This window comes from Solwaraspora sp. WMMD1047, from assembly GCF_029626155.1.
In the GTDB taxonomy this organism is placed as follows: Bacteria; Actinomycetota; Actinomycetes; order Mycobacteriales; family Micromonosporaceae; genus WMMD1047.
Window position 1 is genome coordinate 4,812,704 of record NZ_JARUBL010000001.1, and the last position, 26,588, is coordinate 4,839,291.

A 26,588-nucleotide genomic window follows, 5' to 3' on the forward strand; every position below is an offset into this window, starting at 1 on the left:
AGCGAGCCGTCAGCGGGCGATGTGCTCCGGGAACCGGCAGATCTGTGCGAACTCGTCGGCGTCGAGACTTGCCCCGCCGATCAATGCCCCGTCGACGTCCGGCTGGGCCATGATCCCGGCGATGTTCGCCGCCTTCACCGAGCCGCCGTAGAGCACCCGGACCTTTTCGGCCAGCTCGGCACCGTACGACTCGGTCAGCCGCGCCCGGACCGCCCCGCAGACCTCCTGGGCGTCCTCGGGCGTGGCGGTCTTGCCGGTGCCGATCGCCCAGACCGGCTCGTAGGCGACCACCATCTTCTCGACCTGCTCGGCGCTGAGCCCACGCAGCGCGTTGTCGAGCTGGTCGCAGCAGTGCGGCACGTGCCGCAGCTCCTCGCGGATCTCCAGCCCCTCGCCGATGCAGAGGATCGGCGTCAGGTCGTTCGCCAACGCCGCCAGCACCTTCGCGTTGATCAACGCGTCGTCCTCGTGGTGGTAGGCCCGCCGCTCGGAGTGGCCGACCACCACGTACCGGCAGCCGAGCTTGGCCAGCATCGCCCCGGAGATCTCCCCGGTGTACGCCCCGGACTGGTACGGCGACAGATCCTGCGCGCCGTACCCGATCAGCAGCTTGTCCCCGTCGATCAGGGTCTGCACGCTGCGCAGGTCCGTGAACGGTGGCAGCACCACCGTCTCCACGTCGGTGAGCTGCTGCTCGTTCAGGCTGAACGCCAGCTTCTGCACCAGCGCGATGGCCTCAAGGTGGTTGAGGTTCATCTTCCAGTTGCCGGCCATCAGCGGCCGGCGGGCGGGGGTAGCCATCACGTCTCCAGAGCGGCGATGCCGGGGAGGGTCTTGCCCTCCAGGTACTCCAGCGAGGCACCCCCGCCGGTCGAGATGTGCCCGAACGAGGACTCGTCCAGGCCCAGCGCGCGGACCGCGGCGGCCGAGTCGCCGCCGCCGACCACGGTGAAGCCGTCCACCCGGGTGATCGCCTCGGCCACGCCCCGGGTACCGGCGGCGAACGGTGCCAGCTCGAACACGCCCATCGGTCCGTTCCAGAACACCGTGCGGGCCCCACCGAGCGCCGAGGCGAACTCGGCCACCGTGCGCGGGCCGATGTCCAGCCCGAGCCGGTCGGCCGGGATGGCGGCGGCGTCCACCGTGTCGTGCTCGGCCTCGGCCGCGAACGCGGTGGCGGCCACCACGTCCACCGGCAGCAGGATCCGGCCCTCGGCGCGGGCCAGCAGGTCCCGGCAGGTGTCGACCATCTCCTCTTCGAGCAGCGACCTGCCCACCTCGTGGCCCTGGGCCTTGAGGAAGGTGAAGCACATCCCGCCGCCGATCAGCAGCCGGTCCACGGTGGGCAGCAGCGCCTCGATCACGGCCAGCTTGTCGGAGACCTTCGAGCCGCCCAACACCACCACGTACGGCCGGTCGGGCTTCTCGGCCAGCTTGGAGAGCACCTCGACCTCGCGCAGCACCAGCCGGCCGGCCACGTGCGGCAGCCGGGCCGGCACGTCGTACACGCTGGCGTGCTTGCGGTGCACGGCACCGAACGCGTCGTCGACGTACGCCTCGGCGAACCCGGCGAGCTGGTCGGCGAAGGCCTCCCGCTCGGCGGCGTCCTTGCTGGTCTCCCCCGGGTTGAACCGCAGGTTCTCCAGCAGCGCGACCTGGCCGGCACCGAGCGCCTCGACGGCCGCGCGGGCCGACTCACCGACGGTGTCCTCGGCGAACAGCACCGGGGATTCGAGCAGCTCGCCCAGGCGGGTGGCGACCGGGGCCAGGCTGTACTTCGGGTCCGGCTCGCCCTTGGGGCGGCCCAGGTGCGAGACCACCACGGTGGCCGCACCGGCGTCGCGCAGGGCGGTGAGCGTGGGCAGCACCGCCCGTACCCGGCCGTCGTCGGTGATCGCGCCGGACTGCTTGTCGAGGGGGACGTTCAGGTCGGCGCGCACCAGCACGCGCCGACCCGAGACCCCCTCGGCGAGCAGATCGTCGAGGGTACGGATGCTCACTGCTGCGAACCCACCAGCTTCACCAGGTCGACCAGGCGGTTGGAGTAGCCCCACTCGTTGTCGTACCAGCCGACGACCTTGACCTGGTTGCCGATCACCTTGGTCAGACCGGCGTCGAAGATGCAGGAGGCCGGGTCGGTGACGATGTCGGCCGAGACGATCTCGTCCTCGGTGTAGACCAGGACGCCCTTGAGCGGCCCCTCGGCGGCGGCCCGGATCGCGCCGTTGACCTCCTCGACGGTGGTCTCCCGGCCGGCGGTGAAGGTGAGGTCGGTGGCCGAGCCGGTGGGGATCGGCACCCGCAGCGCGAAGCCGTCCAGCTTGCCCTTGAGCTCCGGCAGCACCAGGCCGATCGCCTTGGCCGCACCGGTCGAGGTGGGCACGATGTTCAGCGCGGCGGCGCGGGCCCGGCGCAGGTCCTTGTGCGGACCGTCCTGCAGGTTCTGGTCCTGGGTGTAGGCGTGGATGGTGGTCATCAGACCCTTTTCGATGCCGATGCTGTCGTTGAGCACCTTCGCCATCGGGGCCAGGCAGTTCGTGGTGCACGACGCGTTCGAGATGATGGTGTGCGCCGCCGGGTCGTACGCCTGGTGGTTGACGCCCATCACGATCGTGACGTCCTCGTTCTTGGCCGGGGCCGAGATGATGACCTTCTTCGCACCGGCGTCGACGTGCGCCTTCGCCTTGGTCGCGTCGGTGAAGAAGCCGGTCGACTCGATCACCACGTCCGCGCCCAGGTCACCCCAGGGCAGCTTGCCCGGGTCCTTCTCCGCGAACGCCTTGAACGTCTGTCCACCCACGGTGATCTCGTCGGCGGTGGCCTTGACCTCCTGCGGCAGCCGGCCCAGGATGCTGTCGTACTTGAGCAGGTGCGCCAGGGTCGCGTTGTCGGTCAGGTCGTTGACGCCGACCAGCTCGATGTCGGCGCCCGACGCGAGCATTGCCCGGAAGAAGTTGCGGCCGATCCGGCCGAACCCGTTGATGCCAACCCGGATGGTCACAGGTCCCATCTCCTCGCACTGGTTTTCGCCGACCGTTTGGAAGCCGGCCGCTGATAGGTCTGTCGGCCACCTCGCCACGGCCCGAGGACCTGACCGCCCGAGGCGGTGATGCGGCGCGGAGAACCGGTTCCGGCCGCGTCGCCGTACGCTGCGACCTTATCCGAGCGGACGGCGCCGCGTTGCGTCGGGGCGTAATCCGGTGCCGGGCCGGTGGTGAGGCGGGCTCAGACCGAGAGCATGTCCGGGGTGACCGCCGCTTCGGTGTCGGGAATCCCCAGGTCACGGGCCCGCTTGTCGGCCAGCGCGAGCAGCCGGCGGATCCGACCGGCGATGGCGTCCTTGGTCAGCGGCGGATCCGCCAACGCGCCCAGCTCCTCCAGGGACGCCTGCCGGTGCTCCAGCCGCAGCTGGCCGGCCGAGGTGAGGTGGTTGGGCGCCTCGTCGGCCAGGATCTCCAGCGCCCGGGTGACCCGGGCCGCCGCCGCCACCGCCGCCCGCGCCGAGCGGCGCAGGTTCGCGTCGTCGAAGTTGGCCAGCCGGTTCGCGGTGGCCCGCACCTCCCGGCGTACCCGTCGCTCCTCCCAGGCCAGCACGCTGGCGTGCGCGCCGACCCGGGTGAGCAGCGCGGCGATGGCGTCACCGTCCTTGACCACCACCCGGTCCACCCCGCGCACCTCGCGGTACTTCGCCGTGATGCCGATCCGCCGGGCCGCGCCGACCAGCGCCAGCGCGGTCTCCGGCCCCGGGCAGGTGATCTCCAACGCACAGGACCGACCGGGCTCGGTGAGCGAGCCGTGCGCCATGAAGGCGCCCCGCCACGCGGAGACGGCACAGCAGACGTTCGCCGCGACCACGTGCGGCGGCAGGCCGCGCACCGGGCGCCCGCGTACGTCGAGCAGCCCGGTCTGCCGGGCCAGCGCCTCACCGTCCTTGACCACCCGGACGATGTAGTGGCTGCCCTTGCGCAGCCCACCGGAGGCGAGAACGTGTATCTCGCTCGGATAGCCGTACACCTCGGCCACCTCGCGGCGCAGCCGCCGGGCCACCGCCCCGGTGTCCAGCTCCGCCTCCACCACCACCCGTCCCGAGACGATGTGCAGGCCGCCCGCGAACCGCAGCAGGGCGGCCATCTCCGCCCTGCGGCAGCAGGGCTTGGGCACGTCGACCCGGCTCAGCTCGTCCTTTACCGCCGCCGTCATCGCCATCTTGTCGTCACCTCGTGGCCGGTTCCGGCGTTTCGCCGGTGATTCTGGTTTCGGCGTGTTGTGCCGGTGATTCGTAGGTGCTTAACGATCGGCACCCAGGACAGGCACCAGTGCGGCGCCGAGCGCCGCGGGATCATGCCGCGGCGAGCCGTCGAGTACCGCCACCGGGGCCAGCACGAGCCGCGCACCCAGCGATTCTGCCGCACGTCGGACCGGTTCGGGGTCTCCTACCGCTTTCTCGTCGGCCAGAACCGCGTCAACTTTCAGCTCCGGCAGGTACCATGCCAGCGCCGCCAGATGATCGGCGACGGAGAGCCCCAGGGTCTCCTTCTCCGCGGCCAGGTTGAGGGTCACCAGCCGCCGGGCCGGACTGGCGACGATCGCGCCGGCGAGTTCGGGCACCAGCAGGTGCGGGATCACGCTGGTGTACCAGCTCCCCGGCCCGAAGATCAGCCAGTCCGCGGCCCGGACCGCGGCGACCGCCTCCGCGCAGGCGGGCGGCCCCGGCGGGGTCAACCTGACCAGCTCGACCCGGCCCGGCGTGACCGCCACCGCGTGCTGCCCGCGAACGGTGACCACCTCGTCCGGCCGGTCCGCGCGCACCCCGCGCACCCGCGCCTCGATGCCGACCGGCTGCCGCGACATCGGCAGCACCCGACCCACCGCGCCGACCATCCCGCCGGCGTGCTCCAGCGCCGCCACCGGGTCGCCGAGCAGCTCCATCAGGCCACAGAGCACCAGGTTGCCGACGGCGTGCCCGACCAACGGATCCGGCACCGGGCCGCCCGCGGCGAACCGGTACTGGAAGAGGTCGGCGCTGCGGCGCGCAACCGGCTCGTCGCCGGCCAGCGCCGCCAACGCCTGGCGCAGGTCGCCCGGGGGCAGCGCGCCCCGGTCGGCGCGCAGCCGCCCACTGGAGCCGCCGTCGTCACCGACCGTCACCACGGCGGTGATCTCCAGGTCCAGGTCGGGAGGGCACCGGCGCAGCGCCCGCAGCGACGCCGCCAGCCCGTGCCCCCCGCCGAAGGCGACCACCCGCACCGGTCGGGCCGCCGTCACTCGCGCCCCAGGTCGCGGTGCTGCGCGTTCGCCACCAATCCGGCCTGCCGGAGCTGGTTGGCCAGCTCCTCGCCGATGGCCACGCTGCGGTGCTTGCCGCCGGTGCAGCCGACCGCCACCGTCAGGTAGCGCTTGCCCTCCCGCTCGAAGCCGGGCACCGTCGCGCCGATCAGGCGCGCGTACTCCGCCACGAAGCTGACCGCGCCGTCCTGGTCGAACACGTACCTGCTCACCGGCTCGTCCCGCCCGGTGCTCTCGCGCAGCTCCGGAACCCAGTACGGGTTGGGCAGGAAGCGCGCGTCCAGCACGAAGTCGGCGTCGGGCGGCAACCCGTACTTGAAGCCGAAGGAGAGCACGGTGACCCGCAGCCGGCGGGCGTCCTCGTCGCCGAAGAGCTCCTCGACCCGGCGCCGAAGCTGGTTCACGTTCAGGTGCGAGGTGTCGATGATCACATCGGCCTGTTCGCGGGCCTCCGCGAGCAGGCCGCGCTCGACGGCGATGCCGTCGGCGAGCCGCCCCTCCCCCTGCAGCGGGTGCGACCGCCGGACGCTCTCGAACCGCCTGATCAGCACCTCGTCGTCGGCGTCGACGAAGACCACCCGGGGACCGTAGCCGCGGTCCTTGAGGGCCCGGATGGCGCCGGCCAGGTCGGTGGAGAAGGCCCGGCTGCGCACGTCCAGCACCATGGCGGTCTGCCGGGTCGCGCCGCCGGCCTGGAAGGCCAGCTCGGCCATGTCCAGCATGAGCGCCTGGGGCAGGTTGTCGACCACGTAGAAGCCGACGTTCTCCAGCGCCCGCGCGACCGTGCTGCGGCCGCCGCCGGAGACCCCCGTCACCACCACCAGCACGGTGTCCGCACGCTCCGCCGGCGGTGCCAGCTCGGCCCCCACCGGGCGCACCTCTTGGTCCGTCACGCGTCTCCCCCAAACCCGGTTGCCGCCGCCCCGACGCGACCGGTCCGGTCCCGCCCGAGACCCGGGGACCAGCGTCACACCCGGTAATCGTCAACGACGACGAGTTCGTACTCTATCCGGCCGTTCCCGGCACTTTCTGGCCGACCCGACGGCGGCCGACCCCTGCGGGTCAACTCAGGGTCGCCACCGGGTCATTCCCGATGGCCAGCACGCCGACCGTCGATGGACCCTGATCGAAACACCACGGGGAGGCAGCATGTCGGGAATGTCCCGCCTTATCGCACCGGTCGCGGTGGCCACCCTGCTCAGCGCGGCCGCGCTGGTCAGCCCGGCCGCGCCGGCCCCGCCGGCTGACCGGTGGGTGACCGTCGCCAGTGGACGGCAGCCGACGCTGGCGCTGCCCGCGCCGACCGGCCGGCACCCGGTCGGGCTCGACACCGTGCACCTGCGCGACCCCGAACGCGCCGACCCCTGGGTCACCTCACAACGTCGCGAGCTGATGGTCTCGGTCTGGTACCCGGCGACCGGGGCCGGCGCCACCCCGGCCCAGTACGTGAGCCCCGCCGAGTCGGCACTGATCCTGGCCCAGATCGGGGCACCCAGCCTGCCCCCGGAGATCCTCAGCGCCACCCGCGTCCACGCGGGCGTCGACGCACGGCCGGCGGGCCGGCGGTTGCCCCTCGTGGTGCTCTCCCCCGGGTTCAGCTTCCCCCGCTCGTCGCTGACCGCCCTGGCCGAGGAGTTGGCCAGCCACGGCTACGTGGTGGCCGGAGTGGACCACACCTTCGAGGCGGCGGCGATCACCTTCCCCGACGGCCGGATCACCGACTGCCTCGCCTGCCGGTCGAACCCGGACCCGGTCCACGCCACCGCCGGCCGGGCCCGGGACATCTCCTTCGTCATCGACCGGCTGACCGCCCGGCGGCCGGCGTGGCGCGGCGGCCATCGGATCGACCCCCGCCGGATCGCCGTCCTGGGCCACTCGTTGGGTGGCGCCGCGGCGGCCGAGGCGATGCTCGTCGACCGCCGGATCCGGGCCGGCGGCAACTTCGACGGCACCTTCCGGCCGGGACCGCTGACCGCCTTCGACCGACCGTTCCTGCTGGTCGGTGCCGAGGCGACCGGTCCGGGGGACGACCTGAGCTGGGACCGGACCTGGTCGAACCTGACCGGCTGGCGGCGCTGGCTGACCGTGGACGGCACCACCCACAGCTCGTTCACCGACTACGGGATCCTCGGCGACCAGGTCGGCCTGCCCGGGCAGCCGTTGGCCGGCGACCGGTGCGGGGAGCTCACCCGGACGTACGCGTTGGCGTTCGCGGACCGGCACCTGCGCGGCCGCCCCGCGCCGCTGCTGAGCGGCCCGTCCGACCGCTACCCCGAGGTGCGGTTCTGGCAGCCGTGACCGCCACCGCGGCGGCACGTGTCCAGCGCGGAACCCGCGGTCCGGTCACGCTTCCGGTTCCGGTCGGGCGGGCTCCTGCTGGCGCAGCGCGGCCAGGATCGCCTCGGCGGTGCGCTGCCCGACGCCGGGAACGGCGGTGATCTCGTCGACGGAGGCGGTGGCCAGCCGCTTGACCGAGCCGAAGTGTCGCAGCAGCGCCTTGCGGCGTACCTCGCCCAGGCCCGGCACGTCGTCCAGGCCGGAGCTGGTCATCCGCTTCGAGCGGCGCTGGCGGTGAAAGGTGATGGCGAACCGGTGCGCCTCGTCGCGGATGCGTTGCAGCAGGTAGAGCGCCTCGGAGGTGCGCGGCAGGATGACCGGGAACTCGTCGTCGGGCAGCCAGACCTCCTCCAGCCGCTTGGCCAGCCCGCAGAGCGCCACGTCGTCGATGCCGAGCTCGGCCAGGACCGCGGCGGCCGCCGCGACCTGGGGCTGGCCGCCGTCGACCACGACCAACTGCGGCGGGTACGCGAACCGGCGCGGCCGGCCGGTGGTCGGGTCGATGCCCGGCCGGTCCGGGTCGGCGGCGGTCTCCTCGCCCAGCTCGCCGGTCTCACTGCGGGCGGCCAGGTAGCGGCTGAACCGGCGCCGCAGCACCTCGGAGATCGCGGAGAGGTCGTCGGTGGCGCCGCGCACCGCGAACCGGCGGTACTCGGTCTTGCGGGCCAGCCCGTCCTCGAAGACCACCATGCTGGCCACCACGTCGGTGCCCTGGATCTGGGAGACGTCGTAGCACTCGATCCGCAGCGGCGCGGTCCGCATGCCGAGTGCCTCGGCGATCTCGTCGATGGCCTGGCTGCGGGTGGTCAGGTCACCGGCCCGGCGCAGCTTGTGCCGGTTGAGCGCCTCGGCGGCGTTGCGTCCGACGGTCTCCAGCAGCGCCTTCTTGTCGCCGCGCTGCGGCACCCGCAGCGACACCCGGGCGCCCCGGTGCTGGGAGAGCCACTCGGTGAGCGCGTCGGCGTCCGGCGGCAGCGCCGGCACCAGCAGCTCGCGGGGGACGTCCCGCTCACCCTCCTCGCCGCCGTAGACCTGGGTGCAGAAGTGGTGCACCAGGTCGCCGGTGGTCAGCTCCTCGACCTTCTCCACCACCCAGCCGCGCTGCCCCCGGACCCGCCCGTCGCGGACGTGGAAGACCTGGACGGCGGCCTCCAGCGGGTCCTCGGCGAAGGCGACCACGTCGGCGTCGGTGCCGTCGCCGAGCACCACCGTCTGCTTCTCCATCGCCCGGCGCAGCGCGGCGACGTCGTCGCGCAGCCGGGCCGCCCGCTCGAACTCCAGCGCCTCGCTGGCCTGCGCCATCTCGCGTTCGAGCTTGCGGACCATCGAGTCGGTGCGGCCGGCCATGAAGTCGCAGAAGTCCTCGACGATGTCGCGGTGCTGCTCGGCGCTGACGGTGCCGACACACGGCGCCGAGCACTTGCCGATGTAGCCCAGCAGGCACGGCCGGCCGATCTGCCCGGCCCGCTTGAACACCCCGGACGAGCAGGTCCGCGCCGGGAAGACCCGCAGCAGCAGGTCCAGCGTCTCGCGGATCGCCCAGGCATGCGAGTACGGCCCGAAGTAGCGCACCCCCTTGCGCTTGGCGCCGCGCATCACCTGCAGCCGGGGGAACTCCTCGTTGAGGGTCACCGCGAGGTAGGGATAGGACTTGTCGTCGCGGTAGCGGACGTTGAACCGGGGGTCGTACTGCTTGATCTCGGTGTATTCCTGCTGCAGCGCCTCCACCTCGGTGCCGACCGTGGTCCAGTCGACGGAGGCGGCGCTGGTCACCATCTGCTGGGTGCGCTGGTGCAGGGTCCATGGGTCGGCGAAGTAGGAGTTGAGCCGGCTGCGCAGGCTCTTCGCCTTGCCGACGTAGATCACCCGGCCGGTCGGGTCGCGGAACCGGTAGACCCCGGGGGCGTCGGGAATCGTGCCCGGCGCCGGACGATAGGTCGAGGGGTCAGCCACGCTCCAACCCTAATCCGTACGCCCGACAGGAATCCGGCGCGACGCGGCCCCCGCGACGCGCCGGATTCGGTCCTGCGTCAGGCCAGGCTGATGCTGTCCCCCTCGACCGTGATCTGCTTCTCGGCCAACGGCGTCCGGGCCGGGCCGGTGGTCACCGAGCCGTCCTCGATCGAGAACTTGCTGCCGTGGCAGGTGCAGTTGATGGTGCCGCCGTCGACGTTGGAGACCGGGCAGCCCTGGTGGGTGCAGATGGCGTCGAAGCACTTGTACTGGCCGGCTGCCGGCTGGGTCAGGACCACGTTCTGGCCCTGGACGATCAGTCCGCCGCCCTCGGGGACATCGCTCGTGGCGGCCAGCGCCGCGCCGCCGCCCGGGGCTGCGCCGCCGGTCGCCCCGCCGGCCGGGGGTGCGGTGGTGCTGCCCGACGCGTCCGGGGTGGTGTCGGTGCCGCACGCGGCCAGCACGACAGAAGCGCCGACGGCGCCCGCCCCCGCCAGTAGCGCCCGGCGGCTCCGCGGACCCACCCCGGTCACCGTCTGCTCGTCACTCATGCCTAGCCTCTCTCTCGGCGTCGCCACGCACCCGGTCGTCCGCGGCCACTCAGGTAGTCACGGAAGATCTCACAAAGCGGTTCAAACTGTCCCGGAGCGTAGACCCGGACGCCAGCCTGCCGCATCTGTCCGGGAGCCGGCTGGCACCGCGCTGTGAGTAACCTGAATGTCCGCCCGGCCGTCACACCTTCGAGGCCGGCCGCCGCCCCCGACCGGTGCCCTTCGCCGCGGGCGTGCTCTTCGCCGTCGCGCTCTTGCTGGCCGTCGTGCTCTTGCTGGCCGTCGTGTTCTTGCTGGCCGTCGTGCTCTTGGCGGTCGGGGTGCCGTTGGCGCGGGACGCCCGGGCGGTGGCCGCGCGGGCGCCCTTCGCCGGACCGTCGAGGCCGAGCACCGGCCGCAGGAACTGCCCGGTGTGGCTCTCGGCCACCTCGGCCAACTCCTCCGGGGTGCCGGTCGCCAGCACCGTACCGCCCCGGTGGCCGCCCTCCGGACCCATGTCGATCAGATGGTCGGCGGTCTTGATCACGTCCAGGTTGTGCTCGATCACGATCACCGTGTTGCCCTTGTCGACCAGGCTCTCCAGCACGATCAGCAGCTTGCGGATGTCCTCGAAGTGCAGCCCGGTGGTCGGCTCGTCGAGCACGTACACCGTCCGCCCGGTGGACCGCTTCTGCAGCTCCGAGGCGAGCTTGACCCGCTGCGCCTCGCCGCCGGAGAGGGTCGGCGCCGGCTGCCCGAGCCGGACGTAGCCGAGCCCGACGTCGACCAGGGTCTTCAGGTGCCGGTGGATGGCCGGGATCGCCGAGAAGAACTCGGCCGCCTCCTCGATCGGCATGCCCAGGATCTCGGCGACCGTGCGGCCCTTGTAGTGCACCTCCAGGGTCTCCCGGTTGTACCGGGCGCCCTTGCACACCTCGCACGGGACGTAGACGTCCGGCAGGAAGTTCATCTCGATCTTGATGGTGCCGTCGCCGCTGCACGCCTCGCAGCGGCCGCCCTTGACGTTGAACGAGAACCGGCCCGGGCCGTACCCCCGGACCTTCGCCTCGGTGGTCTCGGCGAACAGCTTGCGGACGTGGTCCCAGACCCCGGTGTAGGTGGCCGGGTTGGACCGGGGGGTGCGGCCGATCGGTGACTGGTCCACCCCGACCACCTTGTCGACGTGCTCCAGCCCACCGATCCGGGTGTGCCGGCCCGGCACCAGCCGGGCGCCGTTGATCTGGTTGGCCAGCACCGCGTACAGGATGTCGTTGACCAGGGTGGACTTGCCCGAGCCGCTGACCCCGGTGACGGCGATGAGCTGCCCGAGCGGAAACGCCACGGTCAGGTCCTTCAGGTTGTGCTCCCGGGCACCCCTGACCACCAGCTCCCGGCCCGGCGTCTGCGGCCGGCGCCCCTGCGGCGTCGGGATCGACCGGCGGCCGGCCAGGTACGCCCCGGTGACCGACTTCTCGTTGGTCAGCAGCTCGGCCACCGAGCCGCTGTGCACGATCTCGCCGCCGTGCTCGCCGGCTCCCGGCCCGATGTCGACGATCCAGTCGGCGGTGCGGATGGTGTCCTCGTCGTGCTCGACCACGATCAGCGTGTTGCCCAGCCCGCGGAGCCGGACCAGGGTCTCGATCAGCCGGCGGTTGTCGCGCTGGTGCAGCCCGATCGACGGCTCGTCGAGCACGTACAGGACGCCGACCAGCCCGGAGCCGATCTGGGTGGCCAGCCGGATGCGCTGCGCCTCCCCACCGGAGAGCGTGCCGGCGGGCCGGTCCAGGGAGAGGTAGTCCAGGCCGACGTCGACCAGGAACCGCAGCCGGGCGTTGATTTCCTTGAGCACCCGCTCGGCGATCATCTTCTGCCGGTCGGTGAGGGTCATCCCGCCGAGCAGTTCGGCGCACTCGCCGACCGAGAGCGCGCAGACATCGGCGATGCTGCGCCCGCCCAGCGTGACGGCGAGCACCTCCGGCTTCAGCCGGGCACCGTGGCAGGACGGGCACGGCACGTCGCGCATGTAGCCCTCGTACTTGTCCCGGGACCAGTCCGACTCGGTGTCGGAGTGCCGGCGCTCGATCCACTGCACCACGCCCTCGAAGCCGGTGTAGTAGGAGCGCTCGCGGCCGTACTTGTTGCGGTAGCGCACGTGCACCTGGTCGCCGCCGCCGTACAGGATGGTCTTCTGCGCCCGCGACGGCAGCTTGCGCCAGGGGGTGTCCAGGTCGAAGTGCTCGGCGTCGCCGAGGGCCTGCAGCAGGCGCAGGAAATACTCCAGGGTGTGCCCGCCGGACCAGGGCTGGATCGCCCCCTCCCGCAGGGTTCGCTCCGGGTCGGGCACGATCAGCTCGGCGTCGACCTCCTTCTTGGTGCCCAGGCCGGTGCACTCCGGGCAGGCGCCGTAGGGGGCGTTGAAGGAGAAGACCCGGGGCTCCAGGTCCTCGATCGCCAACGGGTGGTCGTTGGGGCAGGCCAGGTGCTCGGAGTAGCGCCGCTCCCGGCCCGGGTCGTCCTCGGCCAGGTCGACGAAGTCCAGCAGCACCAGCCCGCCGGAGAGCCCGAGCGCCGACTCGACCGAGTCGGTGAGCCGCTGCCGGGCGCTGGCCTTGACGGTGAGCCGGTCCACCACCACCTCGATGGTGTGCTTCTCCTGCTTCTTCAGCCGGGTCGGCCGCTCCCCGATGAAGTCGGTGAGCGGGTGCACCACGCCGTCGACCCGGGCCCGGGCGTAGCCCTTGGCCTGCAGCTCGGCGAAGAGGTCGAGGTATTCGCCCTTGCGGCCGCGCACCACCGGCGCGAGCACCATGAACCGGGTGCCGTCGGCCATCGCCAGGACCCGGTCGACGATCTGCTGCGGGCTCTGCTTGGAGATCCGTTCGCCGCAGACCGGGCAGTGCGGCTCGCCGACCCGGGCGAAGAGCAGCCGCAGGTAGTCGTAGACCTCGGTGATGGTGCCGACGGTGGAGCGCGGGTTGCGGGAGGTCGACTTCTGGTCGATCGAGACGGCCGGGCTGAGGCCCTCGATGAAGTCGACGTCGGGCTTGTCCATCTGCCCGAGGAACTGCCGGGCGTACGACGACAGCGACTCCACGTACCGGCGCTGACCCTCGGCGAAGATCGTGTCGAAGGCGAGGCTGGACTTGCCCGAGCCGGAGAGCCCGGTGAAGACGATCATCGCATCGCGCGGCAGGTCGAGACTGACGTCACGCAGGTTGTGCTCGCGGGCGCCACGGATGATCAATCGGTCGGCCACGGTCGGCGTACTCCCTGGGATTGTATGTCCGAATTGTGGTCACCCGGGTTGGCTCTCGCCGAGCCCACGGCACCGCCTGGCAACTCTAGTCCCGGGGTATGACAGTTTCCCGTCCGCGATGATTCCCCCAGGTCAACGGCGCGGTCACCCTCGGCCGGTCGCCCGCCGGTCGCGGCGCCGCCGCTGGGCCCGCTCGGCGGCGGCCACCCGGGCGTCCCGACGGCCGGTCTCGTACGCCACCTCACGCTGCAGCTTGCGCCAGCTCTCCCAGCGGCGCGGCGCGAGCTCCCCGGCGGCCAGCGCCGCCGTCACCGCGCAACCGGGCTCGGCGGCGTGCCCGCAGTCGGCGAACCGGCAGGCGGCGACCAGGTCGGCCACGTCGGCGAAGGCCCGGTCCAGCCCGGCCGCGGCGGCCAGCAGGCCGACCGCCCGAATCCCCGGGGTGTCCAGCACCGCCCCGCCCCCTGGGATCGGGATCAACGCCCGGTAGGTGGTGGTGTGCCGACCCTTGCCGTCCACCCCACGGATCCCCTGGGTCGTCATCACCGTGGCGCCGGCGAGCGCGTTGACGAGCGTCGACTTGCCGGCCCCCGACGGGCCGAGCAGCGCCAGCGTGCGCCCGGCGGCGACCAGCGGGCGGAGCCGGGCCAACCCGTCGCCACGCTGGGCGCTGACCGGCACCACCGGCACCCCGGGGGCGACGGCGGCGATCTGCCGGCCGACCGCCGCCGGGTCGGCCGCCAGGTCGCACTTGGTGAGCACCACCAGCGGGTCGGCGCCGGACTCGAAGGCCAACGCCAACAGCCGTTCGATCCGGCCGGTGTCGGGCGCCGGATGCATCGGTTCGACCACCGCGGCGGCGTCCAGGTTCGCGGCCAGCACCTGTCCGGTGGAGTCCCTGCCGGCCGTCCGCCGGATCAGGGCGGTCCGCCGGGGCAGCACCGCCTCGGCGGTGACCCGCTGGTCCGGCCAGTTCCGTACCAGTACCCAGTCGCCCGCGCAGGGCAGGTTCGCCGGGTCGTGGGCGGCCCGGGCCAGCACCGCCCCGGCCAGGCTGGCCCGCACCGGTCCGTCGGCGCAGAGCACGGTGCAGACCCCCCGGTCGACCCGGGTGACCCGGCCCGGCCGGCAACCCGGGTCGACGCTTGCCACCCGCGCGGCGTCCCAGCCCAGGGACGCGAGGTCGATTGTCATGTCCGCCCGATTCCGGTCAGTCGATGATGCGTACCCGACGGTAGGCCGGGGCCGACCACCGGAGAAACCCAATTCCGGGTACGACCACCGCCGGGCCGGCCGTTAGGGTCTGCGGGTGACCTATTCCGGAGACGTCTCCCCCGGTGGCCCGCCGGCCGTACGGGAGCTGGCCAACCTGACCATCACCAAGGTCTCGGTCGGCCCGATGGACAACAACGCCTACCTGCTGCGCTGCCGCAACACCGGTGACCAGGTGCTGATCGACGCCGCCAATGAGGCGCCCCGGCTGCTGGAGCTGGTCGGCGACGCCGGGCTGACCGCGGTCGTCACCACCCACCAGCACATGGACCACTGGGTCGCCCTGGAGGAGATCGTCGCCAGCACCGGCGCCCGGTCGCTGGTGCACGCCGCCGACGCCGAGGGGCTGCCGATCTCCTCGGAGACCGTCGCCGAGGGCGACCTGGTGCCGGTCGGCGACTGCGCCCTCGAGGTGATCCACATCGTCGGGCACACCCCGGGCTCGATAGCCCTGCTCTACCGCGACCCGGCCGGCGGGCCGCACCTGTGGACCGGCGACAGCCTCTTCCCCGGCGGAGTCGGCAACACCGACCGCGACCCGGAGCGGTTCGCCCCCCTGATCGACGACGTCGAGCAGAAGCTCTTCGGCCGGCTACCGGACGAGACCTGGTTCTACCCCGGCCACGGCAAGGACTCGACGCTCGGCGCGGAACGCGGCTCGCTGCCACAGTGGCGCGCCCGCGGCTGGTAGGGGTGTAGGCGACGGGCCGGACACCAGCCTGCCGGTCCAAACCGCGACCACCCCGCTCGCTCTGGATCGAGCGCTAGATCGGAATGATCGGTAGGTCCTTCCAGTCCCCGTACGCGTCCGGATCCGAAGTCATCAGGTGCCCGTCAGCACCAATTGTCAACAGCAGTGCCGCCGCGGTGTCCACCCGGCCAAGATCACGCGCCGCCTGCGCCAACGGCATCCACTCGCCGGGGTCCGTGTCGACCACGACCACGGCGGGATGCCCGGCCAGCAGGCCGACGGCCGCGACATCGTGATCGGGGACTCGCCGGTACGCCTCCGCCAGGCAGAAGACCGGTAGGCCGACGCGGGCGCCCTCGTCTCCGACCTCGACCAGGATCTCCCCCACCGCGATGGAGGATGCGGCGTAGGCGACGATGGCGGAAGCGTCGAGGACGACCCGGATGGAGGCGGTCACGCGGCCCGGCCGGGGAGGCCGAAGCGTTCCCGGAGGGCTTGGCGCCGCTCGGGGGTCCACTCGCGGTCGGCTTCGGCGAGGCGTTCCCGGGTGCGGGCGAGCCCTTCGTCGGTGATTCGGAAGCCCTGCTCTTCAAGGATGCGCCGGCCCCGTTCGCGCGTGGCGCGTTGGCGAATGGCCTCGGCGACGTAGGCGGAGGCGTTGGGTTCGGCTTCGAGTCGGTCAGCGATGTCGTCGGGGAGGCTGACCGTTACCCGCTTCGTCATACCGGCAGTATGACACGGGTTGACCGGGTCAGGCGGGGATCCGGGCACTCCGCCGGCATCCGATCGGTGCCCGGCCGGCGGGTGGTCTAACTAAGTCGATCGAGTTGGTCGACATTCCGGCTCCGGTGGTTCACACTCGGGCGGGTGGACTGGGTTCTGGCGATCGCGGGGTTGGCCGTCGGCATCGTCGTCGGGCTGACCGGCATGGGCGGCGGGGCGCTGATGACGCCGATGCTGGTGCTCTTCTTCGGCATCCCGCCGCTGGCGGCGGTCTCCAGCGACCTGGTGGTCAGCGCGGTGATGAAGCCGGTCGGCGGGCTGGTCCACATCCGCCGGGGCACCGTGAACTGGTCGCTGGTCGGCTGGCTCTGCGTGGGCAGCGTGCCGGCGGCCTTCACCGGGGTGCTGCTGCTGCGCGCCGTCGGCGACGGTGAACGGCTGCAGGGCGCCGTGAAGATCGCACTCGGCATCGCGCTGCTGGTCGCCACTGCGGGACTGGTCTACCGCGCGTACACCCGGATGGTCGAGCACGCGGCCCGGCGCCGCGCGGCGGCGGCCGGCGCCGCACCGGCCCCGCCGCCGACCGGCCCGGTGCTGGCCCGGCCGGTGCCGACCGTGCTGGTCGGCGCCGTCGGCGGCCTGATCGTGGGGATGACGAGCGTCGGGTCCGGCTCCCTGATCATCATCGCGCTGCTGATGCTCTATCCGCTGCTGCACCCCGGCAGCCTGGTCGGCACCGACCTCGTGCAGGCGGTCCCGCTGGTGGCGGCCGCCGCGCTCGGCCACCTGCTGTTCGGCGACTTCCGGCTGGACCTGACCGCGTCGCTGCTGATCGGTGCGGTCCCCGGTGCCTGGCTCGGCGCCCAGCTATCCACCCGGGCGCCGGGTGGGCTGGTCCGCCGGGCCCTGGCCGTGGTGTTGCTGGCCAGCGGTCTCAAGCTGCTCGGGGTGCCGAACGGCGCCCTGCTGGTGGGGCTGGCCGCCGCGCTCGGGCTCGGCTCGCTGGCCTGGATGGCGGCCCGCCGCCGGCACGGCCTGCCCGCCCTGGCCCGCGCCGAGCGCCGCGCCGCCCGCCTGGACCCGCCAGCCGCACCCGACCCCCGGCAGCCCGAACCCGCCACCGCGCCCGGCCCGCAGCCGGCCGCGCCCGGCCCGCAGCCAGCCGCAGCCGGCCCGACGGGCGCCGGGGCCGATCACGCCGGGGCGGCTAACCTCACCAGGTGAACTGGCTGGAGGTGGTCGGCTGGGCCGGCTCGGGACTGCTGGTCTGGTCGCTGCTGCAGTCGCGGATCCTGCGCCTGCGGGCGCTGAACCTGGTCGGTTCCCTGGTGCTCGTCGGCTACAACGGCGCGCTGCGGGTCTGGCCGATGGTCGGCCTCAACGCGGTGCTGGCGGTGATCAACATCTGGTATCTGGTCCGCATCCTGCGGACCCGGCACGACCAGCAGACCTACCAGGTGGTCGAGGTCGGCACCGACGACGGCTTCCTGGCGCACGCGCTGCGGGTGCACGCCGCCGACATCGCCCGGTTCAACCCCCGGTTCCGGTGGTCCCCCGACGGGCCGGACCGGTCGGCGTTCCTGGTGCTGCGGGCCGACGAGCTGGTCGGGATGGTGCTGGTCCGGGCAAGCGGCGACGGGGTGGCCCAGGTCGAGCTGGACTACGTCACCCGCCCGTTCCGCGACCTCACCCCGGGCGAGTTCGTCTACCGGGACAGCCGGGCATTCGCGGCCCGCGGCTTCCGCCGGGTCCGCACCCCGCCGGGGATGGTGGCGCCGTACTACGGCCGGCTCGGGTTCCGGCGCGACGGCGACAGCTACCTGCTGGATCTGCCGGGCCGCTGACCCGGGCGCCGGTCAGGCATCCTCCAGGGCGGCGATCCCGAGCCGACGCCGGATGCTGAGCAGCACCAGCCAGCCGAAGACCAGCCCGATCGCGACGGTGCCGACCATCGCGAAGGTCTCCCCGGGCAGCAGGCCGCCCAGCGACCGGGCCGCCACGGCCAGCAGCACGTAGAGGCCGGCCCAGAGCACCGACCCGACGGTGGCGCAGGCCACGAAGCGCCGGTACGACATCCGCAGCCCGCCCGCCGCCAGCGGCAGCAGCGCGTTGAGCACCGGCAGGAAGGGCGCGACCATCACCATCCGGCCGCCGCCGCGGCGCAGCAGCCGCTCGGCGGCGGTCCACCGCGCCTCACCGACCCACGCGCCGAACCAGCCCTGCCGGATCCGGTCCCCGAAGTGGCGGCCGGCGAGGAAGCTCAGCGACCAACCGGTCAGGCAGCCGCCGATCACCGACACGAAGGCGCTGATCCCGCCGACCGGCCGGCCGACGCTGACCACCGCCAACACCGCCACGTCACCGGGCACCAGCACCCCGAGCAGTGGCACCGCGTCGAGCAGCATCACCCCGCCGAGCACCAGCATCAGGCAGAGCGTCGGTAGATTTCCGAGCTGCGTGATCATTTCCCCCATGCTGATCACGCTAGGCCCGCTACCGGCCGGCCGGTATCAGGTGAAAGCCCGGAACTGGTCGATCGAGACCCGGCTCTCATCCGGGTCCCCCCTGAGACGACCGGCGCGCCGCCGCCCGGCCGGGTGCGAGCGCCGGCCGGAGCACGTCGGCCCGCCGGATCTGGGAGTCCGCGAAGGCGTCCGCCTCCGGCAGCGGATAGCTGGCCACCGTGCTCAGCCGCCCCCGCGGCAGGTTGGTCCGGCCCGGGTCGCCGACCAGCACCTGGCCGCCGCGGCGCACCACCCGGTCCAGGAAGGCCAGCATCCGCTCGGCCATCGCGGCGCTGTAGAAGACGTCGCCGGCCAGCACCAGATCGGCGCCGTCGGCGTCGCCGTCGAGCAGGTCACCACCGCGCACCGCGACCGGCACGGCGTTGCACCGGGCGTTGAGGATGACGGCGGCCAGCGCGTACGGGTCGATGTCGTTCGCGGTGACCGAGCGCGCGCCGGTCAGCGCCGCGGCGATCGCGACCAGTCCGGAGCCGGCGGCCAGGTCCAGCACCTGCCGCCCGGCGCTCACCTGCGGGTGATCCAGCAGGTACCGGGCCAGTACCTGGCCGCCGGGCCAGGCCGACGCCCAGAACGGCGGGGTGAGGGCGGTACCGGCCTCGGCCTCCATCCGGGCCCAGAAGACGATCGGGTCCTCGGCCAGGTGCAGCCGGATCTCCGGGACGAACGGCACCGCGGTCAGTCGGAGCCCGTCGATGCCGCGCGGCGGCGCCGACCTCGGGCGCCGCGGCGGGTCGGCCCGCTCCAGCGTCTTCCGTTCCAGGTCGGCGAGGGCCGCCGTGGTCGGACCGGTCACCGCCTCAGCATGGCGGACGAGCGCCAGGATCGGCGGCGAAACACCCGGGGCGGACCGACTTCCGGCCCACGCGGCCCGTCGGGCGGCTACTGTCATCACAGTGCGTGGCGATCAACCTCGGCCCGCACCCGTGAAGGAGACAGGCATGGCAACCGGCACCGTGAAATGGTTCAACTCGGAAAAAGGATTCGGCTTCATTGAGCAGGACGGCGGGGGGCCCGACGTCTTCGTGCACTACTCGGCGATCGCGACCTCCGGCTACCGGGAGCTCAACGAGGGCCAGAAGGTCGAGTTCGACGTGACCCAGGGCCAGAAGGGTCCGCAGGCGGAGAACGTCCGCCCGATGTGAGCGCCCGGGCCGGGCGCCGGGTGGGCGCACCGCGCGGGTCAGCGCGGTACGCCGACGAGCCTGGCGCCCAGCTCGGCGGCCCGCTCGCCGAACACCGCCCGCAGCGCCGACGCCACCTCGTCGAGGTCGCGCGACCCGAGACCGGCCAGCACACCGTCGATGATCTGCCGCTCGTCGACCCAGTCCCGGCCGGCCAGCTCCCGCTGCCCCGCCCGGACCTCCGACAGCAGAGCCTGCAGGGCCTGTAGCTCCTGGCGGAGATCCTGGAGGTCCTGGCGGAGATCCTGGAAGTACTGGCGGAAGTCCGTGCGGCCGCTGCCGTCGGGCTTCTGGGCGCCCTGCCACAGGATGTAGTAGTTGTCCTTGGCGTACCGCAGCAGTTGCTCCTGCTGCGCCTCGGTCAGTGCCGGCATGATGCTCTCCGTTCCGGTCAGCCGCCCGGCGACGTCGCGCCGGAACTGGTCCATGTTGAAGCTCGGGTCCGTCTTGACGCTCGGGTTGCCGTACCCGCCGGGCTGGTGTTCCTTGTGGCCGGCGACGGCCCAGCCGGTGCGCTGGCGCAGCGCGGCGACGCCGCGCACGTACGACCGGTACTGGTTCTCGGTCCACGGCTCGCCGAGCGCGTGCTGCGCCTCGATGCCGAGCAGGCCGCCGTTGCCGACCCCCTTGAACGGCCCGGCCCAGCCGGTCAGCACATGGTTGCAGCGGCCGGAGGCGACCACCCACCACTGGCCGCTGCGGGACAGATACAGCTGGGCGATCGGCGGTGGTGCCGTCGTCGAGCCGTTGAGCAGCACCCGGATCTCACCGGCGTCGGTGGAGCGCAGGGAACCGCGGGTCTCGTGGACCATGATCCCGCGTGGCTCGAAGGTCGCCGAGCCTCGGGTCCGCCACCCGTCCACCTCGTGCACGGTCAGGCCCGCCGCCCGGAGCACCTCGACAAACCAGAGAATGCGCACCCGTCCGCCCTCCAACCTCGGGGCCCCGGTGTTACCGAAACGGTAACTAGCCGATCCGGCATATGTCCAGGTCAGAGCCGTGCCAACCTCGGACGACCCGGAGGTTCGTCACAGCTGGTAGCTGACCGGGAGGGTCACTGAGGACGGATTCTCCGGGTCGTGCAGCACCTCGCGGTCGCCGGCCAGCAGCCGCACCGCAGTGGCCAGCGGCTCGCCGGTGCCGGGGTTGCGGGCGTACCGGGGGTGGGCGCCACCGGAGACCTGCAGCCGAATCCGGTGGCCCCGGCGGAACCGGTGCGCCACCGGCCAGCAGGTGACCGCCACCCGCAGCACCGCGTCCGCCGGGTGGTCGCCGGGCACCACCCGGACCAGTCCGTCGGTGACGTTCCACGACCGCCCGCGCCGGTCCACGTCGCACAACCGGATGAACACGTCCAGGTACGGCACCGTGCTGCGCAGGTGGATCAGGCCGGTGACGGCGCCGACCACCGCCAGCGGCCGGGCCAGCGGTTCGCTGGTGTAGACCAGCACGTCCGGCCGCGCCTCCAGCGGACGGTTGTCCACCGGGCCGGCCCGGTGCGACACCAGCAGCGGCCCGCCCAGCGACGGGGTGGGATCGGCCGGGTCGTACCGGAACCGGTCCGGCGCGGACGGTGGCGGCCCGGCGGTGGCCAGTCCACCGTCCGGCTGCAGGTGCCAGCGGGTCGGGGTGGCCGGCGGCGGCCAGTCGGGCAGGTCCCGCCACCCGCCCCCGCCGCCGACGTGGATGCGGACCGGCGCCGCCCGCAGGGCGGCCGGGTCGCCGGCCAGGTGGGCCCGGAACCAGGCCAGTCCGTCGCGCAGCGCCGCTCCGAACAGGCCGACGCTGCCGTGGGTCCAGGGCCCGATGATCAGGTACGGGCGCCGGCCGGCGGCCCGCAGCGCGGCGTAGTCGGCCAGCTGCGCCGGTAGGAAGATGTCCTGCCAGCCGGTGACCATCGCCACCGGCGCGGCGACCCGGGACACCCCGTCGTCGAAGACCCGGGGCCGCCAGTAGTCGATCGCCGTGTCGTGGCGCAGCCACTCCTGGAAGAACCCGACGGTGGCGCCGGTGGCGACCCGGTCGGCCTCGGCCAGCGGCAGGTGGGCAAGGCCGGCCAGCAGCCGGGGCTGGCCGCGTTTGAGCTCGACCTGGCGGGCCAGTCGCGGCACCGTCTGCGCGGCGATCAGCTCGGCCCAGGTGAGCACCGTGTCCAGCGCGAAGGAGTCACCGGAGTAGGTGGAGTCGCGGGTGGTGGAGGCGGTCGCGACGAGCACCAGCGCGGCCAGGTCGGCGCCGACGTCCGGTGCCACCGCCCACTGGGTGAAGCCCTGGTAGCTGGCGCCGAACATGCCGAACGACCCGGCGTACCAGGGTTGGCGGCGCAGCCAGTCGATGGTGTCCAGCCCGTCGGCCCGCTCGTGCACCAGCGGTTCGAACGTTCCCGCGGAGCCGAAGGTGCCCCGGCAGGACTGGACCACCACGTGCAGACCCTGGTCGGCGATCAGCCGGGCCAGCAGCCGCATCGGTCCGCCGCGGCCGTACGGGGTGCGGATCAGCACGGTGGGAGCGCCGGACCGCTGCGGGGCGTAGTGGTCGGTGCGCAGCGTCACCCCGTCGCGGACCCGGACCGGCAGGTGCCGGCGCACCGTGATCCGCCCGCCGGTCGGGGCCGGCAGGCCCAGCACCCGACCGGCCGCCCGGCTCAATATCCGGCCGATCAATCGGCCGCCTGGCGCATCGCGTCGCGGTGCTCGCGCATCGAGCCGACGATCTCCCGCATGAACCGGTGGACGATCGCCAGCTCCTCCTCGGTGAAGCGGTCCATCACCGCGTCGGTGCGCCGGCCCAGCGGGCGGAAGAACTCCACCGCGACCCGGGCGCCCCGCTCGGCGTACCGCAGGAAGATCTTGCGGCGGTCGGTGGTGTCGCGGTCGCGGCGGATGTGGCCGGCCCGCTCCAGCCGATCGATCAACGCGGTGATGGAACCGGACGAGAGGTTGAGCTGTTCGCCGAGGCGGCCGGGGGTGATCGGATCGCCGCTGCCTTCGGCGTCCATCACGGCGATGAGCGCCTGCAGGTCGGTCTGGCCGAGCCCGTGCCGGGCGGCGAACGCGTGCCCGACGTGCTGGGCGTCGACCGTGTAGGCGCGCAGGTCGGCGGTGATGTCGCCGACCAGTTCGTCGCGCCGGGTGTCGCGCGGCCGATACATCCCCGCTACCACGGTTGCACCTTACCTCATCGGCCGATAATCTCGATCGTCGAGATACTTGATGGGCTAATGAGGGAGCGCAGTGCCCGTGACCAGATCACTAGGCGGCCGGCTCACCGGCGTCATCACCGGCCGCTGGAGCGCCTGGCTGGTGCTGCTCGTCGCGGTCCTCGCCTCCGGTGCCCTGATCGGCTTCGCCGGCGACGCCCGCACCAGCAACGACCCCACCTCCGCCCTACCCGACTCCGCCGAGTCGGTGCGGGTCGCCGAGCTACAGCGGCAGCTACCCAGCGGCCAGCTCAACCCGGCCCTGATCGTCTACTCCCGTGGCGGCCAACCACTCACCGAGGACGACCGGGCCGCCATCGCCGCCGACGCGGCGGCGTTCGCCACCGAGGCGGTCGGCGGCCAGGTCTCCCCGCCGGTCTACTCCCCCGACGGGCAGGCCGCGCTGCTGGCCGTACCGCTGCCCGCCGACACCGGCAACGAGGCACTCGCCCCGGTCGTCGACCGGCTGCGGGCCGGCGCCCGCGACGGCCTGCCGGCCGGCGCCACCGCCCAGGTGACCGGCGGCGCCGGCTTCAGCACCGACGTCGCCTCCGCCTTCGACGGCGCCAACCTCAAGCTCATCCTGGTCACCGTCTCGGTGGTCGCCGGTCTGCTGATCATCACCTACCGCAGCCCGTGGCTGTGGCTGGTGCCGCTGGCCGTGGTCGGCACCTCGGACGTGGTCGCCAACGCGGTCATCGCCCTGGTCAGCCGCGCCGCCGCGCTGGACATCGACCCCTCCACCACCGGCATCGTCGACGTCCTCGTCTTCGGCGCCGGCACCAACTACGCCCTGCTGCTGATCGCCCGGTACCGCGAGGAGCTGCGCCGCGAGCCCGACCGCCGGGCGGCCATGCGCAAGGCCCTCTCCTCCGCCGGCCCGGCCATCGCCGCCAGCGCCGCCACCGTCTGCCTCAGCCTGCTCACCCTGGTCTTCGCCGTCCTCGACAACGAGCGGGCGATCGGCGTCGCCGGCGCCGCCGGCATCGCCGTCGCCGCCGTCTTCGGACTGGTCGTCCTGCCGGCGGCGCTGTCGGTCTGCGGGCGGGGCCTGTTCTGGCCCTTCATCCCCCGGGTGGGCCAGCCGGACCCCACCCGGACCGGCCGGTGGGCCCGGATCGGCGGGTTCGTCGACCGACGTCCCCGGGCGGTGCTGGCCGGCTCGCTGGTCCTGCTGGCCATCCTCGCCACCGGTCTCTACGACGCGCGGCTCGGGCTGAGCAAGACCGAGCAGTTCCGGGTCAAGGCCGAGTCGATCGACGGGCTGGCCACCCTGAGCCGACACTTCCCGGCCGGCGCCGCCGACCCGACAGTGCTGCTCACCCGCGCCGGCCAGCAGGCCCCGGTGCTCGCCGCCGCCGAGCAGACCCCCGGCGTGGCCAGCGCCCGGGTGACCGAACAGACCGCCGACCTGGTCGCCATCGACGTGATCCTCGACGCCGAACCGGACAGCGCCGCCAGCTACCAGACCATCCGCACGCTGCGCGACCGGGTCGGCGCGGTCCCCGACGCCGAGGCCCTGGTCGGCGGCACGGTCGCCACCAACCTCGACACCCGGGAAGCGGCCGTGCGGGACCTGCGGGTCGTGGTGCCGCTGATCCTGATCGTCGTGCTGCTCGTGCTGATCGTGCTGCTCCGCTCGCTGCTCGCCCCGCTGCTGCTGGTCGCCACCGTGGTGGCCACCTTCTTCGCCGCGCTCGGCGCCAGCAACTTCCTCTTCACCCAGGTGCTCGACTACGCGGCCCTGGACACCCTGGTGCCGCTGCTGTCGTTCCTGTTCCTGGTCGCCCTCGGGGTGGACTACAACATCTTCCTGGCCACCCGGGCCCGGGAGGAGGCGGCCACCAGCGGCACCCGGCAGGGGATGCTCACCTCACTGGCGGTCACCGGCGGCGTGATCACCAGCGCCGGTGTCCTGCTCGCCGCGGTCTTCGCCGTCCTCGGCGTGCTGCCGCTGGTGACGCTCACCGAGATCGGGGTGATCGTCGGCCTCGGCGTGCTGCTCGACACGCTGCTGGTCCGCACCCTGCTGGTGCCCGCCATCGCGATCACCCTCGGCCGCCGGTTCTGGTGGCCCAGCGAACTGTCCCGCCGGCAGAAAGGCTAGCCGCCGGGACCGGCCCGCCCGCCCGGTCTGGCGGGGGATCAGCGGCCCGGCCGGTTGCCCCGCCGCCCGCGCCGCCCGGGCGCGGGTCGACCAGGCGACCATGAACACCGCCGTCCAGAGCACCCCCAGCAGCACCGAGGTGACCGTCTCGCTGGCCGAACTCCACCCCACGTAGAGCCGGGCCGCGCCGAGGCTGACCACCCCCACCGTGGCCGCCGTCCAGGCCGCCACCGCCAGCGGCCAGCGGGTCCGCCGCGCCAGCAGCCAGGCCAGCGTGCAGAGTGCGGCGATGACGACCGCGCTGTGCGCCGGGAAGACCGAGCCGCGGATCACCGTCGTGCCCTCGTCCAGCCGGGTGCTGCTGGCCACCAGTGCGAGCAGCACCAACGGCACGAACGCCCCGACCGTACCCACCAGATTCACCAGATCCGCCCGCCAGGCGCGGCTGCGCCAACCCAGGGCGCACGCCACCACCGCGACCACCACAATCAACAACGAGCCGCGCAGCACCGAGATCGCCCCGGTCGCCAGCTCGGCGATCCCGTCGGTACGCCGCTGGGCGATCCACTCCGCCACCGCACCGTCCACCACGGACAGCCCGCTGTGCCGCACCACCCAGTCGATCAGCCAGGCCAGCGCGATGCCGATCCCGAACAACAACGCCAGCCCGGCGACCAGATTGATCAACAGGGTCCAGCCCGGCCCGACACTCATCGACAGCAGAAAGAACAGCACGCCGTACCGCCGGGCCAGCCAGCGCAGCGGCGGCAGCCGCCCGACCCGGGACGCCAGCGCCCGGACCGGATCCGGGTTGCGACCGAGCCACCGACCGATCAACACGATGACCACGATCGCCACCAGCAACGCCAGCACCGCGCCGGTCGCCCGACCGAGCCGGTGGGAGACCGTCTCGTACGACTCGCCCGCCAGAAAGCCGACCAGGACCGAGCCGCCCACCCAGCCCAGCACGCCGGCCACGTTCCACGGCAGGAACCTCCGGTACGGCATCCCGGCACTGCCGGCCAGCCGGGGCATCAGGGTCCGGACGAACGCCACCCACCGGCCGACGAACACCCCCCGCCCGCCCAGCCGGGCCAGCATCGCGTCCGCCCGCACCCAGCGTTCCGCGCCGACCCTCGTTCCCCACCCGCTGGCCCGCAACCGGGGCCCGTGCCGGCGCCCGGCCCGGAAGGCCAGGCTGTCACCGACCAACGCCGCCGAGATCATCAACACCATCGCCGGGGCCAGCTCCAGCGTGCCGGCGTACGCCAGGAAACCGACCAGGAGCAGGGTCGCCTCGCTCGGCACCAGCAGGCCGAAGATCAGAGCCGTCTCACCGGCGACGACCACCATGGCAGCGAGGTAGATGAGCCCGGGCGGCAGGTCCCGGACGAACGTCATCACCTCGTGCACATCGACCCCCGGGACACCGGGCCAGCATGCCAGGCGACGCCCGATCCGGCCCACCCGTTACGGCGGAGATCCGGGCCACCTCAGGGGTGACCCCGACGCGGGCTCAGATCACCGG

At 73.0% G+C, this 26,588-nt stretch carries 23 protein-coding genes and 1 pseudogene; 6 read left to right on the top strand and 18 right to left on the bottom strand.

All coding sequences use genetic code 11. The annotated features are described in order from the left end of the window. Positions 1-9: 9 nt before the first annotated feature. The 6 genes from tpiA to rapZ all read right to left on the bottom strand — a co-directional run bounded on the left by tpiA (position 10) and on the right by rapZ (position 6,164). Positions 10-801, bottom strand: a complete 792-nt coding sequence (gene tpiA, locus O7627_RS21830; RefSeq protein WP_278095358.1) for a triose-phosphate isomerase — start codon at positions 799-801, stop codon at positions 10-12. Beyond that, the gene (locus O7627_RS21835; protein WP_278095359.1) at positions 801-2,000 is read right to left on the bottom strand and encodes a phosphoglycerate kinase; all 1,200 of its coding nucleotides are present in this window, start codon (positions 1,998-2,000) and stop codon (positions 801-803) included. The genes tpiA and O7627_RS21835 overlap by 1 nt, the downstream gene beginning before the upstream one ends. Further along, complete coding sequence (gap, locus tag O7627_RS21840) at positions 1,997-3,001, bottom strand: type I glyceraldehyde-3-phosphate dehydrogenase (protein ID WP_278095360.1); 1,005 nt, start codon at positions 2,999-3,001, stop codon at positions 1,997-1,999. Before gap ends, O7627_RS21835 begins: the two co-directional genes overlap by 4 nt. Positions 3,002-3,225: 224 nt before the next feature. Next, positions 3,226-4,206 (bottom strand): DNA-binding protein WhiA, encoded by a 981-nt coding sequence (gene whiA, locus O7627_RS21845; RefSeq protein ID WP_278095361.1) that lies wholly within the window; start codon positions 4,204-4,206, stop codon positions 3,226-3,228. A gap of 81 nt (positions 4,207-4,287) precedes the next feature. Further along, positions 4,288-5,265: a uridine diphosphate-N-acetylglucosamine-binding protein YvcK gene (yvcK, locus tag O7627_RS21850; protein ID WP_278095362.1), complete on the bottom strand. Its 978-nt coding sequence runs from the start codon at positions 5,263-5,265 to the stop codon at positions 4,288-4,290. Continuing rightward, entirely contained in the window at positions 5,262-6,164 is a 903-nt protein-coding gene (gene rapZ / locus O7627_RS21855) for an RNase adapter RapZ (protein ID WP_278098372.1), read from the bottom strand. Before rapZ ends, yvcK begins: the two co-directional genes overlap by 4 nt. A 280-nt stretch (positions 6,165-6,444) precedes the next feature. Here rapZ and O7627_RS21860 point away from each other — a divergent pair, with 280 nt between their 5' ends. Next, a complete protein-coding gene (locus tag O7627_RS21860) occupies positions 6,445-7,584 on the top strand; it encodes an alpha/beta fold hydrolase (protein ID WP_278095363.1) in 1,140 nt (379 codons plus the stop codon). A 45-nt stretch (positions 7,585-7,629) separates the two neighbouring features. Here the strand turns inward: O7627_RS21860 and uvrC are convergent, their stop codons facing one another. The 4 genes from uvrC to rsgA all read right to left on the bottom strand — a co-directional run bounded on the left by uvrC (position 7,630) and on the right by rsgA (position 14,556). Then, the gene (gene uvrC / locus O7627_RS21865; RefSeq protein WP_278095364.1) at positions 7,630-9,576 is read right to left on the bottom strand and encodes an excinuclease ABC subunit UvrC; all 1,947 of its coding nucleotides are present in this window, start codon (positions 9,574-9,576) and stop codon (positions 7,630-7,632) included. Positions 9,577-9,653: 77 nt separating this feature from the next. Further along, entirely contained in the window at positions 9,654-10,127 is a 474-nt protein-coding gene (locus O7627_RS21870) for a Rieske (2Fe-2S) protein (RefSeq protein WP_278095365.1), read from the bottom strand. A gap of 181 nt (positions 10,128-10,308) precedes the next feature. Continuing rightward, positions 10,309-13,362: an excinuclease ABC subunit UvrA gene (gene uvrA, locus O7627_RS21875; RefSeq protein ID WP_278095366.1), complete on the bottom strand. Its 3,054-nt coding sequence runs from the start codon at positions 13,360-13,362 to the stop codon at positions 10,309-10,311. A 144-nt stretch (positions 13,363-13,506) separates the two neighbouring features. Continuing rightward, positions 13,507-14,556, bottom strand: a complete 1,050-nt coding sequence (gene rsgA / locus O7627_RS21880; protein ID WP_278095367.1) for a ribosome small subunit-dependent GTPase A — start codon at positions 14,554-14,556, stop codon at positions 13,507-13,509. A 115-nt stretch (positions 14,557-14,671) separates the two neighbouring features. On the opposite strand from rsgA, the gene O7627_RS21885 reads away from it, so the two are divergent. Beyond that, positions 14,672-15,325: an MBL fold metallo-hydrolase gene (locus tag O7627_RS21885; RefSeq protein WP_278095368.1), complete on the top strand. Its 654-nt coding sequence runs from the start codon at positions 14,672-14,674 to the stop codon at positions 15,323-15,325. Between the two features lie 73 nt (positions 15,326-15,398). On the opposite strand, the gene O7627_RS21890 is transcribed toward O7627_RS21885, so the two are convergent. Both O7627_RS21890 and O7627_RS21895 read right to left on the bottom strand, forming a co-directional pair. Then, positions 15,399-15,782, bottom strand: coding sequence for a hypothetical protein (locus O7627_RS21890; protein ID WP_278095369.1), 384 nt, complete (start codon positions 15,780-15,782; stop codon positions 15,399-15,401). Further along, complete coding sequence (locus tag O7627_RS21895; protein ID WP_278095370.1) at positions 15,779-16,048, bottom strand: hypothetical protein; 270 nt, start codon at positions 16,046-16,048, stop codon at positions 15,779-15,781. The genes O7627_RS21890 and O7627_RS21895 overlap by 4 nt, the downstream gene beginning before the upstream one ends. A 144-nt stretch (positions 16,049-16,192) precedes the next feature. On the opposite strand from O7627_RS21895, the gene O7627_RS21900 reads away from it, so the two are divergent. Next, positions 16,193-17,272 (top strand): sulfite exporter TauE/SafE family protein, encoded by a 1,080-nt coding sequence (locus O7627_RS21900; RefSeq protein ID WP_278095371.1) that lies wholly within the window; start codon positions 16,193-16,195, stop codon positions 17,270-17,272. Beyond that, on the top strand, positions 17,269-17,892 hold the full coding sequence (locus O7627_RS21905; RefSeq protein WP_278095372.1) for a hypothetical protein: 624 nt from the start codon (positions 17,269-17,271) through the stop codon (positions 17,890-17,892). The genes O7627_RS21900 and O7627_RS21905 overlap by 4 nt, the downstream gene beginning before the upstream one ends. Positions 17,893-17,904: 12 nt before the next feature. Here the strand turns inward: O7627_RS21905 and O7627_RS21910 are convergent, their stop codons facing one another. Continuing rightward, positions 17,905-18,522 carry a VTT domain-containing protein gene (locus tag O7627_RS21910; protein WP_278095373.1) on the bottom strand — a complete coding sequence of 206 codons (618 nt, stop codon included), beginning with the start codon at positions 18,520-18,522 and terminating at the stop codon, positions 17,905-17,907. A 76-nt stretch (positions 18,523-18,598) separates the two neighbouring features. Then, positions 18,599-19,318: a 50S ribosomal protein L11 methyltransferase gene (locus O7627_RS21915; protein ID WP_278098373.1), complete on the bottom strand. Its 720-nt coding sequence runs from the start codon at positions 19,316-19,318 to the stop codon at positions 18,599-18,601. A 193-nt stretch (positions 19,319-19,511) separates the two neighbouring features. Between O7627_RS21915 and O7627_RS21920 the strand changes: the two genes are divergently transcribed. After that, the gene (locus tag O7627_RS21920) at positions 19,512-19,715 is read left to right on the top strand and encodes a cold-shock protein (protein ID WP_278095374.1); all 204 of its coding nucleotides are present in this window, start codon (positions 19,512-19,514) and stop codon (positions 19,713-19,715) included. Positions 19,716-19,753: 38 nt separating this feature from the next. Here O7627_RS21920 and O7627_RS21925 read toward each other — a convergent pair whose 3' ends face one another. The 3 genes from O7627_RS21925 to O7627_RS21935 all read right to left on the bottom strand — a co-directional run bounded on the left by O7627_RS21925 (position 19,754) and on the right by O7627_RS21935 (position 22,905). Beyond that, positions 19,754-20,674 carry an N-acetylmuramoyl-L-alanine amidase gene (locus O7627_RS21925; protein ID WP_278095375.1) on the bottom strand — a complete coding sequence of 307 codons (921 nt, stop codon included), beginning with the start codon at positions 20,672-20,674 and terminating at the stop codon, positions 19,754-19,756. A gap of 108 nt (positions 20,675-20,782) precedes the next feature. After that, a complete protein-coding gene (locus tag O7627_RS21930; RefSeq protein WP_278095376.1) occupies positions 20,783-22,417 on the bottom strand; it encodes a CocE/NonD family hydrolase in 1,635 nt (544 codons plus the stop codon). Beyond that, a complete protein-coding gene (locus tag O7627_RS21935) occupies positions 22,414-22,905 on the bottom strand; it encodes a MarR family transcriptional regulator (RefSeq protein WP_278095377.1) in 492 nt (163 codons plus the stop codon). The genes O7627_RS21930 and O7627_RS21935 overlap by 4 nt, the downstream gene beginning before the upstream one ends. Before the next feature lie 88 nt (positions 22,906-22,993). Here O7627_RS21935 and O7627_RS21940 point away from each other — a divergent pair, with 88 nt between their 5' ends. Then, on the top strand, positions 22,994-25,060 hold the full coding sequence (locus O7627_RS21940) for an MMPL family transporter (protein ID WP_278095378.1): 2,067 nt from the start codon (positions 22,994-22,996) through the stop codon (positions 25,058-25,060). Positions 25,061-25,132: 72 nt separating this feature from the next. Here the strand turns inward: O7627_RS21940 and O7627_RS21945 are convergent. Beyond that, positions 25,133-26,473, bottom strand: a pseudogene (locus tag O7627_RS21945) (DedA family protein); the annotation flags it as partial. Between the last annotated feature and the right edge of the window lie 115 nt (positions 26,474-26,588).

What these genes read in the sequence shown, in the direction of transcription:
- O7627_RS21895 (WP_278095370.1), bottom strand. Translation starts at nt 16,048, where the DNA reads ATGACGAAGCGGGTAACGGTCAGCCTCCCCGACGACATCGCTGACCGA.
- rsgA (WP_278095367.1), bottom strand. Translation starts at nt 14,556, where the DNA reads ATGACAATCGACCTCGCGTCCCTGGGCTGGGACGCCGCGCGGGTGGCA.
- O7627_RS21910 (WP_278095373.1), bottom strand. Translation starts at nt 18,522, where the DNA reads ATGGGGGAAATGATCACGCAGCTCGGAAATCTACCGACGCTCTGCCTG.
- tpiA (WP_278095358.1), bottom strand. Translation starts at nt 801, where the DNA reads ATGGCTACCCCCGCCCGCCGGCCGCTGATGGCCGGCAACTGGAAGATG.
- O7627_RS21920 (WP_278095374.1), top strand. Translation starts at nt 19,512, where the DNA reads ATGGCAACCGGCACCGTGAAATGGTTCAACTCGGAAAAAGGATTCGGC.
- O7627_RS21870 (WP_278095365.1), bottom strand. Translation starts at nt 10,127, where the DNA reads ATGAGTGACGAGCAGACGGTGACCGGGGTGGGTCCGCGGAGCCGCCGG.
- O7627_RS21935 (WP_278095377.1), bottom strand. Translation starts at nt 22,905, where the DNA reads ATGTATCGGCCGCGCGACACCCGGCGCGACGAACTGGTCGGCGACATC.
- whiA (WP_278095361.1), bottom strand. Translation starts at nt 4,206, where the DNA reads ATGGCGATGACGGCGGCGGTAAAGGACGAGCTGAGCCGGGTCGACGTG.
- O7627_RS21860 (WP_278095363.1), top strand. Translation starts at nt 6,445, where the DNA reads ATGTCCCGCCTTATCGCACCGGTCGCGGTGGCCACCCTGCTCAGCGCG.